Annotated in this window: 14 protein-coding genes; 4 read left to right on the forward strand and 10 right to left on the reverse strand. The window is 44.9% G+C overall.

Features of this window, described 5'->3' with window-relative positions; genetic code table 11:
- Positions 1 to 21: 21 nt before the first annotated feature.
- The gene (locus tag DYU05_RS17770; RefSeq protein WP_117384495.1) at positions 22 to 978 is read right to left on the reverse strand and encodes a nitrilase family protein; all 957 of its coding nucleotides are present in this window, start codon (positions 976 to 978) and stop codon (positions 22 to 24) included.
- 139 nt (positions 979 to 1,117) lie between these two features.
- Positions 1,118 to 1,900, reverse strand: coding sequence for a lytic transglycosylase domain-containing protein (locus DYU05_RS17775; protein ID WP_117384496.1), 783 nt, complete (start codon positions 1,898 to 1,900; stop codon positions 1,118 to 1,120).
- A 249-nt stretch (positions 1,901 to 2,149) separates the two neighbouring features.
- On the opposite strand from DYU05_RS17775, the gene DYU05_RS17780 reads away from it, so the two are divergent.
- Complete coding sequence (locus DYU05_RS17780; RefSeq protein ID WP_117384497.1) at positions 2,150 to 3,592, forward strand: pseudouridine synthase; 1,443 nt, start codon at positions 2,150 to 2,152, stop codon at positions 3,590 to 3,592.
- Between the two features lie 260 nt (positions 3,593 to 3,852).
- Here DYU05_RS17780 and DYU05_RS17785 read toward each other — a convergent pair whose 3' ends face one another.
- The 4 genes from DYU05_RS17785 to DYU05_RS17800 all read right to left on the reverse strand — a co-directional run bounded on the left by DYU05_RS17785 (position 3,853) and on the right by DYU05_RS17800 (position 7,934).
- Positions 3,853 to 4,329: an SRPBCC family protein gene (locus DYU05_RS17785; protein WP_117384498.1), complete on the reverse strand. Its 477-nt coding sequence runs from the start codon at positions 4,327 to 4,329 to the stop codon at positions 3,853 to 3,855.
- Between the two features lie 52 nt (positions 4,330 to 4,381).
- Entirely contained in the window at positions 4,382 to 5,215 is an 834-nt protein-coding gene (locus tag DYU05_RS17790) for a sulfurtransferase (RefSeq protein ID WP_117384499.1), read from the reverse strand.
- Positions 5,216 to 5,330: 115 nt separating this feature from the next.
- Positions 5,331 to 5,804 carry a ribonuclease H-like YkuK family protein gene (locus DYU05_RS17795; RefSeq protein WP_117384500.1) on the reverse strand — a complete coding sequence of 158 codons (474 nt, stop codon included), beginning with the start codon at positions 5,802 to 5,804 and terminating at the stop codon, positions 5,331 to 5,333.
- 438 nt (positions 5,805 to 6,242) lie between these two features.
- Entirely contained in the window at positions 6,243 to 7,934 is a 1,692-nt protein-coding gene (locus DYU05_RS17800; protein WP_117384501.1) for an SUMF1/EgtB/PvdO family nonheme iron enzyme, read from the reverse strand.
- Between the two features lie 211 nt (positions 7,935 to 8,145).
- On the opposite strand from DYU05_RS17800, the gene porV reads away from it, so the two are divergent.
- From porV to DYU05_RS17815, 3 genes are all read left to right on the forward strand, one after another.
- Positions 8,146 to 9,336 carry a type IX secretion system outer membrane channel protein PorV gene (gene porV / locus DYU05_RS17805; protein WP_117384502.1) on the forward strand — a complete coding sequence of 397 codons (1,191 nt, stop codon included), beginning with the start codon at positions 8,146 to 8,148 and terminating at the stop codon, positions 9,334 to 9,336.
- A gap of 2 nt (positions 9,337 to 9,338) precedes the next feature.
- Entirely contained in the window at positions 9,339 to 9,821 is a 483-nt protein-coding gene (gene ispF / locus DYU05_RS17810; protein ID WP_117384503.1) for a 2-C-methyl-D-erythritol 2,4-cyclodiphosphate synthase, read from the forward strand.
- 111 nt (positions 9,822 to 9,932) lie between these two features.
- The gene (locus DYU05_RS17815) at positions 9,933 to 10,538 is read left to right on the forward strand and encodes a hypothetical protein (RefSeq protein WP_117384504.1); all 606 of its coding nucleotides are present in this window, start codon (positions 9,933 to 9,935) and stop codon (positions 10,536 to 10,538) included.
- A gap of 954 nt (positions 10,539 to 11,492) precedes the next feature.
- Here the strand turns inward: DYU05_RS17815 and DYU05_RS17825 are convergent.
- From DYU05_RS17825 to DYU05_RS17840, 4 genes are all read right to left on the reverse strand, one after another.
- Positions 11,493 to 11,873 (reverse strand): hypothetical protein, encoded by a 381-nt coding sequence (locus DYU05_RS17825; protein ID WP_117384506.1) that lies wholly within the window; start codon positions 11,871 to 11,873, stop codon positions 11,493 to 11,495.
- Between the two features lie 132 nt (positions 11,874 to 12,005).
- Positions 12,006 to 12,851, reverse strand: a complete 846-nt coding sequence (locus tag DYU05_RS17830; RefSeq protein WP_133300258.1) for a hypothetical protein — start codon at positions 12,849 to 12,851, stop codon at positions 12,006 to 12,008.
- Between the two features lie 10 nt (positions 12,852 to 12,861).
- The gene (locus DYU05_RS17835; RefSeq protein ID WP_117384508.1) at positions 12,862 to 14,199 is read right to left on the reverse strand and encodes an acetylxylan esterase; all 1,338 of its coding nucleotides are present in this window, start codon (positions 14,197 to 14,199) and stop codon (positions 12,862 to 12,864) included.
- A gap of 24 nt (positions 14,200 to 14,223) precedes the next feature.
- Entirely contained in the window at positions 14,224 to 15,438 is a 1,215-nt protein-coding gene (locus tag DYU05_RS17840; RefSeq protein ID WP_117384509.1) for an acyltransferase family protein, read from the reverse strand.
- Positions 15,439 to 15,627 lie beyond the last annotated feature (189 nt).

Here is a 15,627-nt window from a genome sequence, read left to right on the forward strand (position 1 = left end):
TGTTGTCGATGGTCTCGCCTGCTATTCAGTTGAGTTGGTTAGCCATACCACTTTTTGTTCGCTTTGATGCGGCTGCCCTATTATGTCGCTGTAAAGATGGGGCCGCCTTGCCTTGCGGTACCTGTAACCGCCAGCTTTAGTTAACGCATCGGCGCTTATTTCTGCTATTACAATCTCGTTGTCTAGGCTGGTACATTCGGCTATGATATCGCCATATGGGTCAATTATCATCGAGCAGCCATTCTTCAACTGGTCATCATCCATACCTATAGGGTTGCTGAATATTGCGTAAACAGCGTTATCGTAGGACCGGGCAGGCAGCCACTTCATTAACCACTCGCGGCCTTTCAGCCCTCTGAACTCCTGTTTCAACAAATCTTTGTTGGCCTCCTTGTCAATCCAAAGGGCTGGATCAACAAAACCGGCACCCGGCCGTGTGGAAGGTGTGCACATTGTAACATGTGGCATAAATATAATGTCGGCCCCAAGCAGCGCCGTAGCCCGTACGTTTTCTATAACGTTATTGTCGTAGCATATCAATATACCGCACTTCCATCCGCAAAGTTCAAACACTGTATAACTGTTACCGGGCTTTACATGCGGATTTATGAACGGGTGCAACTTGCGGTGCTTTGCTACCAGCCCGTTCTTATCTACACATACATAAGCCTTGTAAATGTCGCCCGCTGCATCGCGTTCAAACAGTCCCGCCAGTATGGCTATGTTATACTCTGCGGCGTAACGGGTAAGTTCTGCTACGCCCGGTCCGTCGGGCACCATTTCAGCAACCTCCAGCAGCTCCTGCCCGGTAAGGTGCCTGGCAAAACTGTAGCCGGTAATGCTGCATTCGTGAAAAGCAATAGCATCCGCGCCGGCGGCAGCGGCTTCCGCAGTTAGTTGCTTTATTACAGAAAGGTTGTACGCTTTATCGCCGCTCCTGTTTTCAAACTGGGCGGTAGCTATCCTGATGTTCTGCATAGGTTTTTTGGTTTACAGCCGGCAGCGCCGGGAGGGTAAACAAATATACTACTCCGCAAAAATTAAAACGGCACAAAAAAACCGTTTCGCCCTGCAGCGAAACGGTCTGTTTCAAATGTGCTCCGTAATATTTAATTACTTAGTTTACTGCCGTTAACATTGGCAGTGGCTTTTGCAGATAGCTATAATAATTATTATAGCCGTATTTCTTTGGCCTGTTGATGATCTCCTTCATCGCTATAAGCTTGTATACGTACGAGCCTGTTTCGCGGTTAAGAGACATCCGGAAGTAATTATCTTCCTTTTGCCTGTTTATGGCGCGCTCTAACTTAATAGAACCATTGTTGTAAGCCGCAGCGGCAAGTGTCCAGCTGTTAAATTCGGCATACAGTTCTTTTATGTACTTACACGCCGCAATGGTAGACTTACGGATGTTAAGCCGTTCATCCTTACCACGGTTTACCTTAAGGCCGTAGCTGCGTGCAGTACCTGGCATAAATTGCCAAATGCCCCTTGCGCCTTTTGGTGATGTGCCTTCGCGAAGGCCCGACTCTACCAACGGAACAAACTTAAAATCTTCGGGAATACCGTAGGCTCTAAGTATAGGCTCAATAACAGGGAATAACTTGTCGGCCTTGGAATGCAAGATGTTAGACTGAACATTCCGGAACCGGTGGGTAGCTATTGATTTTTTTAATTTGTAGTCGACTCTTTTGTCGTTAACCGGCAATGCCTCATTCGCAAAATTGAAATTATCCTCAGCTTTTTCTGTTTTTAGAAACAGCAGATCGGCAGTAGTAGCCTCGATAAATTTTGGAGTAGTTTTTGCAGGAAGTACAGGATTTGTACTGAAAATGTTAAGTGTGGAAATGATAACCAGCACCACTATTACGGAGCACGTAACTAGATGTTTTTTACCCATTTCAAATAACTTATTTTAATTAAACAATGGTACAATGTGCCGCAAAGGTATGGTATAGAAATCAGATTATCAAATACTTAATAGATACTTAGTGTTTCAGCTTTGTACACTAAGGCAAAAAATGTGCGTTTAAAGTACTGTAAAGCCTGTTTTTGAACCGCATCAAAAACTTGTTCTTTTTAACAAAAAGTAGCGTAAAATGTTGTAATTTTGTCCTCTTCACGCTGCGAAAGCGCTAAACAAAAAAACATGGTATTTAAGAGACCAACAGGTAGTCGCGACGACAAGCCAAACAGATCAACCCGCCGTACAGACGGTGGCGACAACACATCAAAACGCAGTTCATCTGCACCCGGCAAACCTTATGGCAGCCGAGCCGCAGGCGACAAAAAAGAATTCTCTCCGGGCCGCAAGCCCTCAAATAACAGATCATTTACAGGTAACAACCAACCAGAAGGCGATAGGCCTAACAGGAGTGGTAACGCGCCATCTTTTGGTGATAAACCGCGCCGGAGCCCAAGTGCACCTTCTTACGGAGACAAGCCGAAGCGTAATGCAGGTGCATCATCATATGGCGATAACGCGCGCCGCGGAACAGGTGCACCATCATACGGTGATAAAAAGCCATTTAACCCGTCGGCTAAACCTTTTGGCAACCGTACCGAAGGAGATAGCAACGAAAAAGGCGGCAGAAGAGGTTATGGCGACGCAGCTTCTGGCGACAGGAAGCCGTATGGCGGTAAAAAGCCTTTTGTAAGCGGACAAACCAATACCGACAGGCCAAAGCGCAGCTTTAGCGGCGATCGCCCTACCGGCGAAGGTAAACCACGTACAGGAACAGGTTACGCCAACAGTACCGGTAAAAAAGACTTCAGGAGTACAACATCGGGATTTAAACGCCGCGATGAGAACCGTAGCGAGGCAGACGCGCCTAAACGCACCATGCGCAGCCGTAAGAACCCTGTACAGAAAGAAAGTGACCTGATAAGACTAAACCGCTACATTGCCAACGCTGGCATTTGCAGCCGCCGTAAAGCTGATGAGTTGATACAGGCAGGCGTAATATCTGTAAACGGCGAGGTAGTGAACGAACTTGGTTACAAGGTTGACCCTATAAAGGACCTGGTACGGTACAACGGCGAAGCGCTTAAACGCGAAAAAATGGTGTACGTACTGCTGAACAAACCAAAGGATTACATTACTACAACCGAAGACCCGCAGGAACGCCGTACGGTAATGCACCTGGTAGAGAAAGCAAGCAGGGAAAGAATATACCCTGTTGGCCGCCTTGACCGTAATACAACCGGTTTATTGCTGATGACCAACGATGGCGACCTGGCCGATAAGTTATCGCACCCGCGCAATAATATTGTTAAGCTTTATAATGTAGAGCTTAACAAGAGCCTTACACAAGGCGACCTGAACAAAATAGAGTTCGGGCTGGAGCTGGAGGATGGTTTTATTAAACCTGATAGTATCAGCTATGTTACCGGTGGTACAAAGCGCGAAGTAGGCATACAGATACACAGCGGCAAAAACCGCATTGTACGCCGCATATTCGAAAGCCTAGGTTACGAAGTAGTAAAGCTGGACAGATCGGTATATGCGAACCTTACCAAAAAGGATCTTCCGCGTGGCCGCTGGCGCTACCTCGATGAGAAGGAATTGATACAATTAAAACACTTGATATAACAACAAGGCCGTCCCAAAAAGACGGCCTTTTTATGCCCTGAAAATCTGGAAATTCACCTGTAATAAAAAACCACTTTCCAAATTTAAGTTGTTTTTACCATGTTTTTAAGTGTGGTTTTTGAAGGTACCTGCAATTAAATCGGGGCAAAAACGGCCTTTTAGCTGCTATTAGCGCAGGTTTTAACGTTTTCTGACGGGGTGTTCAACTTGCGTTTAAAATACATCGGCACAAAAAAAGCTGAACACTTTTGAACACCGGGCTACTTGCCGGTGTACTTGCCAAATATCTCTTCTACAGCTTTCGTCCGGAACTCAAACACCTTCTTAACCTGCTTACCAACCAGTATCTTATTGGTGATGCGGCCTATAGGTCCGTAAGGTATAGCATAATGCAGCAGGTCTGTCATCTCCACCCCGCCGGGTATTTCTTTAAAGTGATGCTGGTGATGCCATAAAGCGTAAGGTCCAAAGCGCTGTTCGTCAACGAAGTATACTTTGTCCTGCACGTGGGTAATCTCAGTCATCCAGTTCATCTGTATACCAAACAATGGTGATACCTTATAGGTGATGATCATGCCCGGGTACATTTTAGCGTCGCCGTTATAAGTAGATGTAACTATAAAGTTCATCTGTGGAGGCGTTATACGGGCAAGATTATGCGGCGAGGAGAAAAAATCCCAGGCCTCATCCAGGGTTATCGGCAAATTCTGTGTGAACTTTAAGAAATAGGTTTTCATACCTGTAATACGTGCAATGCGTTACAGCAGTTTGGTTTACAGCTATTAATTACTATTGCGTGGCAATTGGAAGTCCGCGCCTGCTCCATTCACTCCAGGATCCAACATACAGTTTAGGGCCGGTAATGCCCGCGTGTTCCATTCCCAACAGTGTGTGGCAGGCCGTAACACCCGACCCGCAGTGCACAATTACATTCTCCGGCTTAATGTCGCCAATGGTGTCTTTATACAAACTTGCTAATGCCTGCGAGGTAAGATACTTGCCCTCCGGCGAAAGGCTGTTGCTATAAAACAAATTGACTGCACCGGGTATATGCCCTGCAACAAGGTCAAGTGGCTCGGTTAAGCCCTGGTAACGGGCACCTTCACGCACATCTATTACAACTCTGCCCTCGTCTTGTGCTGCTTGTTTAACCTCCTCCAGATCCACCGTGTGCTTGTACTCTTCCGGGATAGGGTAAGTGACCGCAGCAGCTGTAGGCTGGTAATCGGCTGTGCTAAGTTCTACACCTGCGTCAGTAGCTGCTTTAAGGCCGCCATCCAGCACCTGTACGTTAGTGTGCCCTATGGACCGCAGCATCCACCAAAGGCGTGCGCCGCCCATTGCGGCACTTTTATCATCATAAACTATTACATGCGTATCAGGTGTTAAACCCCAGCGAGTGAGCGTCTCAGCAAAGTCCTGCAGCGATGGCAACGGGTGCCGTCCACCAACGGCCGGGGCATCAGGATGCGCCGCAAGATCATCATCAAGCGTGGCGAAAATAGCATTCGGTAAATGGCCTTGGAAATAGCGTTCCCGCGCATTCGCGCCGGCGCGTACATCTACAATTATTACTGAAGGATCAAATATCTTCGGATCGGTGATTTCTATTAAAGGTGACATGCTTATCAGAGGTTAATGCTAACAACTACTGCTGTTGGAACTGCAAGTTAGCAAATCCACTAATTTGTTTTGCAAGGCAATTGTCAATCCGCAAACTGCCCCCTTTAGCTGCTATTTACTGCACCATTTTATTAGCACAGCAAGAACTCGCAAACGCCTCTGGCTTTGCCTTGAACACGAAACCCATACTCAAGATGTATCCCATTGCCTCGTGCAAAGCCTGATTGCTCTTGAACATTGGGTTGGTGTTAATATCTGCATGAACTTCCAGACCAACATCGTAGAGGTCCAGCAGGTCGCATAGTTTGTAGGCTATATCAATAGATTTCTGCACCTCGTACAGCATACGCTCTTTGATGCTCATCTTCTGCGATGTACGCTCCTGGTGTATGAACATGAACGCACCCCGTTGCTCGCGCAGGAACACGATCACCGTAGCGAAGTCTGTTACCGCGCCCTTTACCTGCGAATCTGTCCCGATACATACTTTAAGTTTGTTACCCAGGTTGGTTTCCCGCTCTATAGCGTGCTCAACCTCTTCTAAGATGGGTGTTTGGATCACCTCCCCGCTGAATTTTCTCCAGGTCATATAAAATTGTTTAGTGAATTTCTCTGCCTGACCTTTTATGGGTCTATAAAAATAAGCGATTAACTATTTTATAAACGTAAATATCCTATGATTTATTTGTTAACACTTGCTTGAATATTAACAAGTTACAGCCACAACCGCTTAGTAAGTGCCTTCGTTGCTCGAAAACGCCCAAGCTTTCGGGCACTTGCTATTGGGTTAGCCTTTCTGTATCACAAGAAGGTGTTACACCTGATACACTTTTCCATCCAAAAAACACTCCTTTATCTGTAAGACAGTCACTTAAACAAAACTCAAGCTACAGTTTATGGAGGGGTGTTACACTTTTTGGGCAATTTGGAGTTTGTGATACAGTTGGGATTTAGCACATCCGCAAAAACATGCAGCACAAAAAAAGCCGCTCTTGGTTAGAGCGGCTTTTGATTATCGTATATCGCGTTATTGTTTCGCGCTGTATTTTCTGGCTTTTTTAACAGGCAGGTGAGGCTTGCCTTCAGGGTGTATCTCCGGGGCACCTACCATGGTCATGGCACAACGGAAACCAACTTCGGCACTTGATTCATCCTCGTCCATAAAGCGGCGTGCCGCCGGGTTCATCCAGTAGGCCAGGTCATTCCATGATCCGCCTTTGAATATCTTCGAATGGTCGTTCACCAAAGTAGTGGTGCCATAAAGCACAGTGTTAACCGAGTCGTTCTCGCCACGAAAATCCGGGTTATAAGCCCTGCCGCTGTATTTGATAGTGTTTGGTGTAGTTGGTGCATTGTTACCTGCAGGCTGCGTTGCGCCTGTTGACGGTATGGTACCGGCAGCCGCTGCATTGTTAGCCGCGTTCTGCTGTGCTATCATATCGCTGTACTTCAGCTTTTTGTTTGATCTTGCAGGGTCTTTAATAGGGCGACCATATTTATCTTTTGCATACAAACCCTTCGTTGGGTCGGCTAGGCGCTTGGTGGTGAACTCGTTACCACGGAAAGGGTTAAAATCTTCCACCTCTTCAAACGATGTTTGGCGATAGGTGTCGGCCACCCACTCGTTTACGTTACCGGCCATGTTGTACAGGCCAAAATCGTTAGGCTCGTAAGAACGTACAGGCGCGGTAATATCCGCCTTGTCGTTTAGTCCGCCGCCAACACCAGCGTTGTCGCCTGCGCCTCGTTTAAAGTTGGCCAGTATCAAACCACGGGTTTTGCGGTTTGGAGAACGTACGCCAAGGCCGTTCCATGGGTAAACCTTGCCGTCGTTTATGTTTTCAAATTCGGTATTACCGGCTAATGACAGCGCAGCGTATTCCCACTCGGCTTCAGATGGCAAACGGTACCCTTGTTTTAGTATACCATCTTCCATACGTACCGGCCTGCGTGCCTTGCCGCCTTTGCTCAGGTCAACCGGCCTGTTCTTGCCGTCAACTCCTGCACCTGTTATCTGTCCGTTCAGGTAAATATCTGTATTAAATGGTTGCTTACCGTTAGCTTGCGCAGTAGTACCTGCAGTTGCCGCTCCTTGGGCGTTACGTGTCTGGCCGCCGCCAGCTCCTGCTCCACCGCCTTTAGTTGCATCTTTCCAGGTGGTCATGATGCCTTTTTCACGCAGTATATTCTCGTTGGTACGGTCGGTACGCCATACGCAGTAGTCCTGTGCCTGGTCCCAGCTTACACCCACAACCGGATAATCTTGGAAAGCCGGGTGACGCAGGTAGTTATCTACATAGGGCTCGTTATAGGATAGCGGTTTACGCCATACCAACGTATCAGGCAAAGCATTGTAATACAGTTCGCCATCTTCAGGAAAGGTAATATTTATCCAGTGCAGGTAATCCAGCCAATCCTGGTTGCTTACCTCGGTTTCGTCCATATAAAAAGATGGTACAGTAACCCTGCGCCGTACGTTATTGTAATCGTAAGTAACATCCTGATCGGCACTGCCGCCAAGTACAAAAGTGCCGCCTTCAATAGGAACCAGGCCAGGTCCCGGGGTTGGATGCGCTTGTTTAAAACGCAAATAACCGCCGTTTGTACGGTCGTTATAGGTAAGGCCCGTCTTTTGCGATTGCTGACGTTTACTGCAGCTGCTCAGCAATGTGCCTAAACCCAACAACACCAAAGCAGTATTAGTAAAAAGTGCTTTCATACTATACAAAAATCTATTTGGAGGTAAATTTAACAAAATCAATACAAAATATCCTAATCACAGGCGATATTAATAACAGAACCTGTAGTGGTGGTTAAACGTATAAATTATACGGCTAGTTACATTATTTTAATGTAATATTGGTTTCAGCAGCCGGCAAGGCTGCCCTTGAGGTTTTATTATTTTGAATTTTAGAGCTAAATTGCACCCGATGAAGTGTATTTATACGAACAAGTTCCTGTTGTTTATTTTACTTGCTCTACCGGGTGCGGCTGCAGCGCAAACTTCTACTAACGGAAGCAATGCCAATGCTATTTCAACTGCGGTGCCTTTTCTTAACATCAGTCCAGACTCCCGTTCGGGCGCTATGGGCGATGCAGGCGTGGCCATTTCTCCGGATGTAAATGCTAATTACTGGAACCCCGCCAAGCTTGCCTTTTTAGAAAGCAATAACGACATTTCGTTGTCTTACAGCCCATGGCTCAGGCACCTTGTGCCGGATGTTAGCCTGGCTTATTTAAGTTACGCCCATAAAATAGATGACCGCAATACCTTTGGCGCATCGTTGAGATATTTTAATTTAGGATCGATACAACTGATTGATGATAACCAGAACGACCAGGGTACCTACAAGCCAAACGAATTGGCTTTAGATGGTTCCTTTGCCCGTAAGTTCGGCAACAATCTTTCATTGGGACTAACGCTTCGCTATATACACTCTAACTTCTCCAGCGGATCATTTGCCTCGGGCGGTAACACTGCGCAAAACGGGCCCGGCAATGCGGTATCAGCCGGTGTATCCATGTTCTACAGTAAAAACTACGGTGATAGCTCTACTTTTGCTTTCGGTGCGCACATCTCTAACATTGGCTCCAAGATCTCTTACAGCGACGGCGGGACCAAGTATTTCCTGCCAACCAATTTAAAACTTGGTGTTGCCAATACCTGGCGACTAAACGGATTGAGCAAGTTTACGCTGGCTTTTGATATTAACAAGCTTTTGGTGCCAACGCCGCCTATCCGTGATGCAGATGGCAAAATCATTTCTGGCCATGATGATAATGTATCGGTTCCGGCGGGCATATTCCAATCCTTTGGAGATGCGCCCGGTGGCTTCAGCGAAGAACTAAAAGAAATATCTTTCTCTCCGGGTGCGGAGTATTGGTACAACGAAATGGTGGCCATACGTGCGGGTTACTTTTACGAAAACCCGGCCAAAGGCGGCAGGCATTATGCCACGCTTGGTGTTGGTTTAAAGTACGACGTATTCACTTTTGATTTTTCTTACCTGGCAGCAAGCCAGCAAAACAGTCCGCTGGCTAATACTCTTCGGTTCACTTTATCTGCAAGCTTTGGCGGCACCGGTAATGCCGGTAAAAGCAGCGCGGGTTCTCCTCAATAATAATGGCTAAAATTAAAGTTGGTTTCGGGTTTGATGTTCACCAGTTAAGAGAACAACACCCTTTTGTTTTAGGTGGCGTAACGCTTGACCACCACGCGGGTGCCTACGGCCACTCAGATGCTGATGTACTGTTGCATGCCATATGCGACGCGCTCTTAGGCGCGGCCAACCTGCGCGATATAGGCTTTCATTTTTCAAACACTGATAACCGGTGGAAAGCCATCAGCAGCCTGGTTTTGCTGCAGCATGTGGTTGAACTGCTGGCCGAAAAGAACTGGCAAATAGGCAATATAGACGCGATGGTTTGCCTGGAAGCACCTAAGATCAATCCGCACATACCGGCTATGAAGGTTCACATTGCCAAAGCTGCCGGCATCAGCGAAGAAGACATTTCTATAAAGGCCACCACTAACGAGCAATTAGGCTTTATTGGCCGCGAAGAAGGTGTTGTAGCTTACGCCGTGTGCCTGATAGAACGACCGTAAGAGGAGCAGGTGTACATAGCTACAAGTAGCTTTAATTCAATTATCTATCCCGACATACTTGCGCTAGCGCGGGAGCCTTTTAATGGCTTTTCATATTAATACGAATGACTGATGTTTAAAGAAAAACAATTTTGGGATTGGTTTAAGGAGAACGAAGCCAAGTATTTTTTTCTTAATCAGATAAATGATGACGACGAGAAAGAACGATTATTAGATATTTTTCTTTCTCATTTACACGAATATTGCGACCATTTGTTTTTCGAAGTTGGTGGTCATCCACATGAAAAGCAAGATTTGATTATTACAGCTGATGGTGATACAGATTTTTTTGACCTAGTTGAAACACTTGTGAAACAGGCCCCTGTATTAGAGTATTGGAATGTAATCGCTTTTAAACCAGCCAGAGAAGACTTTACTGTTGGTTATAATGGCATTGAATTAAATCCAAAGGACATGTGGTTTATCCCCCTAAATAGCAAAAACTCTCAAAAGATTGGCTTAAAAATATTAATTGAAAATTATGCCTCGAGTAACAAGGAAGATTTTCTAACTGCGAGCTACTTGGTTTTGGATAATATGCTTGGTGAAAAATCCAATGCACAGGATATTGGTTATGTTGAAATAGAAAACTTGCCGTCCTTTCCTGAAAGAGAAGAGTTAATAGAACTTGTTAAACTTTCCAGATATATTAAGTGGAAAAAATCTAAGAATTCTTGAGGGTTAAAATTCTCTTATTTCCGATTTAAGTACGAGCAATGTTGTTATTGGTAAAGTTCTCTCGCTAGCGTAAGTATGCAGCGTGGTGCTGTGAGCGGAGTACTTGTACTATTTCTAAGATTTTACAACTGCTCGGTAATATACAATTATACCAATAGTTACAGTTCAATAGGCACAAGTAGGCTGTGCTTTTTGCCCACACTACATACTTGCGCCAGTGCGGTGTCATTGTTTAATTTTTTTTTTCGTCACGCGTATAAAGGAATAGTCTGGACTGGTAATAGAAAATGTGTAGTTTTGATCTTTTGAAATGGGTTCAAATATCCTTTTATACTTTTTGTCATTAAGGTCGAATACATGAAGTATTAGATAACTACTCTTTAGCCACCGCTTCATTAACTTTATTCTGAAATTCGAAAGCTTCCTACCTCCAAGGGAGTCGCCGTAAAAATCAAATGACAGATTTACTTCCGAACTATCGGGAATTGACTCAAAACCGCTTTCAGGAACACTCAACTTTCCCGGATAGTAACCACAATTGATAATCTCTTGCATTTTCGTCTCAGAAGTCGACGAAATTTTAACATTCATGATATCACCTACTATTACCTCCCCGTTTATTGTAATGATTAAATCAATTCCGGTGCTAGTGCTCTGACTGTTTGCGACAGATATTTGTAGCAGAAAAAGGGTTGTAATTATAAATGTTTTAATCATTTATTTGACGTGAATGTATCTGCGATTGCGTTAATTGTTAACTGCAGTTGTGTGTTCACTCGCTAGCGCAAGTATGCAGCGCAATGATATGAGCGGAGTACTTGTGCTATTTTAAAAGTTTACAATTGCTAGTTAATATACAATTATACCAATATTTAAAAGCTTTTATAGTTCGAGCGCAAGTAGGCCATGCTTTTGCCCCAAGCTGCATACTTGCAACGGCGTAATATCTACTGGCTACTTTGTCTGTAATAAATCAAACTTTACTGACCCTCTTTCTATTTGGTATTTATAATATCGTTTAAATACTCGCTCAGGTTCAAAGTAACGGACTTCTATTGCGTCAATGTTCATATCGTTTTCTTTAATGTTGACATCTATTCCGATAGCTGCTATTAAATACTTACCATCTAACACACTTCTTTTTATATACGACTCTAGCAAGTTTATTAACTCGATTGATGGGGGATTATCCGATTCTGAATAAGCACTTAACGGCCTCAAAACCCCTTTAGTGCTTATGCTAGCTCCAAAGGGATAAAACTCTCCAGCGTCTAAAAGGAACGCCTCGGCTTGTAGCTTAATATTATCTGTTAATTGCTCTACACTATCTTTCATTTAATGATTTAATTAAAGGGTACTGGTTGCATAACAATTATAGGTTTCTTTTACTAAAGCAAGTATGCAGTGCTGTGAGCGGAGTACTTGTGCTATTTTCTAAGAGTTTACAACTGCTCGTTAATCAGAAGATCAGATTTTCACCACTGCCTGCAGCGCGCCGCCATACCCTACGCCCGAGTTACGGCCCATGAAGGTATAAAAGCCATTGGCGAATAGTGATAACCGGCGGCTAAACGTGTGGCCATAGTTGATGGACCCTTTGGTAAAAGCAAAATCGCGGTTGACGCTTAAATTGGCATTGAAGGTTTTGTTGGAGCTGGAAGAGTTTTGTCCCCCTATTTCAAAGCTCACCTGGTTACGCTTGTTTAGCGGCACACCCAATAAGGCTGAATACAGGACCACATTTGGACCCTGGTGGTCGAAGTAGCGCCTGTAACCCGTCTCTACGTTGTAGTAGCAACCCTTTAAGAAGTTGCCGTTGAAACCACCTGTATACATAAACTTAACTTCGGAACCGTAGGAGCCATAACCCAGATCGAGCCCTGTATCCTCATTTTTGTACAACGGCACAATGCCCGATACCTGTACCGAGAAATACGCTTTATAGTCGAAATTCACTAATGCGTAGCTTAGACCTACCTGCATATCGCCCAGACCAAAGGCTTCCTGGTATAAGTTGCCGGCGTCGGTGGCCGAGTTAGATATTTGATTTGGTGCAAGTACGTTAACTATAAGGTCCAGCCGGCGGGTAAGGCCATGTGCAAAGTATACCCCGTAAGCAAAAGAGTTAAAGTAAGTGCCCGGGGCACCCTTTACTTTTTTGCCCTGCGAGTTGTAAGTATCTTTTGAAGTATAGTAGTTAAAAGATGGTACCACAATATTGCGGTACTTGCCCACCGGCCAGCCGGCAAAAGCCCGTTGCCCGCTCGCCACTATCAACATTAGCAATAAAAGCTTAGTAGAAATTTTTTTCATAGGTATTCGTTTACGGCATCCGGAAATCTTCCTTCAGCCAATAATATTGAAATGTAAAGTAGGTAAAATTAACTTCATGGGCTTTGTCGGCCACTACAAAATACTCTTTGCCGCTATTAGGGAACTTGTTGTACATGCCAAAACTGCAACGCGGCGGGCAAAATTCATCAAGCAAACCAATACCCATCAAAGCTTTGCACTTTACCTTGTCGGCAAAGTTTTGCGGATCGTAATAATCCCACACCTTTAGCAACTTTTCCTTAGTAAAGCCCGGGTGTTTTTTTATATAATCATGAAAGACCAGCGTCGGCCAGGTATCTACCGGGTACGAGCTGCCAATTGCGTAGCTGTCGTGCATATCGGCATACAACGGCACCTGGAAAGTGCACAGCTTTACACGCTTATCCATAGCGGCGGTAAACACCACCAGGGCACCACCCTGGCTGCCACCCTCAACCACAATCTTATCTGCATTAAGCCTCAGCTTTTCTGCATTGGCCACTAAAAAGTCCATCCCGCGCAGGCAATCCATGTAAGCGCCGCGGTAAATGTATTTGTCGCGGCTTTCAATGTTTACCAGGTTATACTGCTTATAGTCTGGCGCTATCACATCGCGGCTGTTGCCGTTGCCGCGTACGTTAATGGTAAATACAGCAAAGTCCTCCTTATCATAATCGGGCTTCATTTCAATGGTGTAGCCAGGCACGCGGTAAAGCACCGGCCAATTTTTGCCGCCTTTAGGTACGGTAAGCCAGCCGCGGATGGTAACACCCTCCCAGGATTTCATCTCGCACAGGTAAACTATCTTGTCTTTGGTTGATCGCTTTTTATCTTCAGTTGCATTAAACTCCGGTTTAATGCTTTTAAGCGTATCAATAGTACCTTTCCAGAAAGCATCAAAATCCACCGGTTTGTAAAGGGTTGTTTTTATCTTTTCGGGATCAATACCGAACACGCGTTTAACCGTATCGTCGTACTCGGTAAGGTTAAGCATAAAGTGTACGCGGTAAAAACCAGGACCGCGTTTTGGCAGGGTAACGCTATACGTTTCCGACGAGTTTTTAGTAAGGTGCACGGGTAACGATGCGGTGCTCAGCGGTTTAAAATCATCGGTAAGCACGTTGTAGGTAAGTTTACCATCCTGCGTTGTGGCGTAGGTGCTCTTTACCTTCAGCTTAAAATCTATTTGGTCGTTGCCCTTAAAAATAGCGTCCTTGTTGCCGGGTTTTACCTCGACAAAAACCTCCCCCTCGCTTTTTTCTTCGTCCTGTGCGTAAGCGCTGCAATAACCGGCCAGCAAAATGCTTATGGTGAATATGAAAAATTTAAAGCCTTGTAGTGATCGCATTTAGATGTATAGTTAAAGCCCCTGTTATACGGATGTAGTACGCTGTTTGTTCTTAATTAAAAAATCTGATTTACGAATGTAATGGTTCAGCGGTTCCTCAATCAGCCTGAATAATAATATTGACACGCCGTTTAGAATGATGAAAGCATACAGCACGTTTAAGCTGTCGTACTGGAAAGGTGAAACCCAGTCTACCCCCCATTTATCGTAAAGTTCAAAAGCTTTGTCGTTCCACGTGTTAAAGCTGCTGTGCAGGAGGTCGTACATCCAGCCGAGGTGGATAAGGTAAAAGATGTAAGAGCTTTTGCCCAGCAATTCTACAAACTTGTTGGAAAGGATTTTTTTGAGAATAGTGGTCTCGGTGAGCAAGCCGTAAAAAAATATGGCAATACTGGTAGACAACAAATAGTTGTTAGTAATAATACCCAGCGGATTGTGCAGGCCGGCAACTTCGCCCTTTGGTATAGGTAGTGTGCTCATGAACCATACACATACAAATATCATAATGAAGCCTGCGTAAGTAGCGTTGTTCTTTTGTGAGCCATCCAGTTGTTTTTTGCGCACAATAAGCGCCAGTTGTATCCCCACAAAGAACTCAAAGCAACGCCCCAGGAAGGTGTACAGCATCATGAAAGTAAAATTGCCAAAGAACCCGTACCAGTTTACATTGCGGAAGATAAGCACCAGTATAGCACCAACGCCCGTAATTATGATAGGCTGTATGTAGAACTTTTTATACTTCTGCGCGAAAAAGAAGATGAACGGGGCCGAAAAGTAAAACAGCTCCTCTACCGTAAGACTCCAGCCCTGGGCAATGCCGGTAAACTTAAGCTGATCAAAAAAGCCGCGCACAAAGGTGATGTGCATAAAGAACAACCCGATAGGGTTGGCAAAGCCATTGGTAACTTTTTGATCGTGCGTAAAATAATAAGCCACAAAAGCCGCCAGCGTAAGCAGGAAATACATGGGGTATATACGTGCAACCCTGTTCTTAAGGTACTGCTTAAACCAGTCGCCTGTAAGCTGAAAAGTATCAAAATATCTGAACGCGATTAAAAATCCCGAAAGCACAAAGAAAATGGTAACGCCAATGTGGAACTCGTTTAGAAATCGTTGCACGGCTTGAGGAAAATTTTCATCAAAGGCGTAAGCGTAGTGCGAAATGAAAACCAGGTATGCAGCCAATGCGCGCACCCCTGTAAGTGCCGGTATATAGTTTAGAAGAGGTTTTTGCGACAAAACTGTAACTTATTATTGGTGTGCCTAAGATAATTTATTGCGTAAGATGTGCAAAATTTAAGCCACCAGAACAAGTATTCCGAAACTGTGTAGGGTTTGTAAGTGTGTAAGAGCAGTATGTCATACAACGTAATTGACCAGCAAATTAAAATAGCGACAAGCCTGAGAGGCTTATCGCTATTTTATAAA

The organism is Mucilaginibacter terrenus (assembly GCF_003432065.1).
GTDB lineage: Bacteria > Bacteroidota > Bacteroidia > Sphingobacteriales > Sphingobacteriaceae > Mucilaginibacter > Mucilaginibacter terrenus.

What these genes read in the sequence shown, in the direction of transcription:
- DYU05_RS17775 (WP_117384496.1), bottom strand. Translation starts at nt 1,900, where the DNA reads ATGGGTAAAAAACATCTAGTTACGTGCTCCGTAATAGTGGTGCTGGTT.
- DYU05_RS17835 (WP_117384508.1), bottom strand. Translation starts at nt 14,199, where the DNA reads ATGCGATCACTACAAGGCTTTAAATTTTTCATATTCACCATAAGCATT.
- porV (WP_117384502.1), top strand. Translation starts at nt 8,146, where the DNA reads ATGAAGTGTATTTATACGAACAAGTTCCTGTTGTTTATTTTACTTGCT.
- DYU05_RS17770 (WP_117384495.1), bottom strand. Translation starts at nt 978, where the DNA reads ATGCAGAACATCAGGATAGCTACCGCCCAGTTTGAAAACAGGAGCGGC.
- DYU05_RS17800 (WP_117384501.1), bottom strand. Translation starts at nt 7,934, where the DNA reads ATGAAAGCACTTTTTACTAATACTGCTTTGGTGTTGTTGGGTTTAGGC.
- ispF (WP_117384503.1), top strand. Translation starts at nt 9,339, where the DNA reads ATGGCTAAAATTAAAGTTGGTTTCGGGTTTGATGTTCACCAGTTAAGA.
- DYU05_RS17825 (WP_117384506.1), bottom strand. Translation starts at nt 11,873, where the DNA reads ATGAAAGATAGTGTAGAGCAATTAACAGATAATATTAAGCTACAAGCC.
- DYU05_RS17780 (WP_117384497.1), top strand. Translation starts at nt 2,150, where the DNA reads ATGGTATTTAAGAGACCAACAGGTAGTCGCGACGACAAGCCAAACAGA.
- DYU05_RS17795 (WP_117384500.1), bottom strand. Translation starts at nt 5,804, where the DNA reads ATGACCTGGAGAAAATTCAGCGGGGAGGTGATCCAAACACCCATCTTA.
- DYU05_RS17790 (WP_117384499.1), bottom strand. Translation starts at nt 5,215, where the DNA reads ATGTCACCTTTAATAGAAATCACCGATCCGAAGATATTTGATCCTTCA.
- DYU05_RS17785 (WP_117384498.1), bottom strand. Translation starts at nt 4,329, where the DNA reads ATGAAAACCTATTTCTTAAAGTTCACACAGAATTTGCCGATAACCCTG.
- DYU05_RS17830 (WP_133300258.1), bottom strand. Translation starts at nt 12,851, where the DNA reads ATGAAAAAAATTTCTACTAAGCTTTTATTGCTAATGTTGATAGTGGCG.
- DYU05_RS17815 (WP_117384504.1), top strand. Translation starts at nt 9,933, where the DNA reads ATGTTTAAAGAAAAACAATTTTGGGATTGGTTTAAGGAGAACGAAGCC.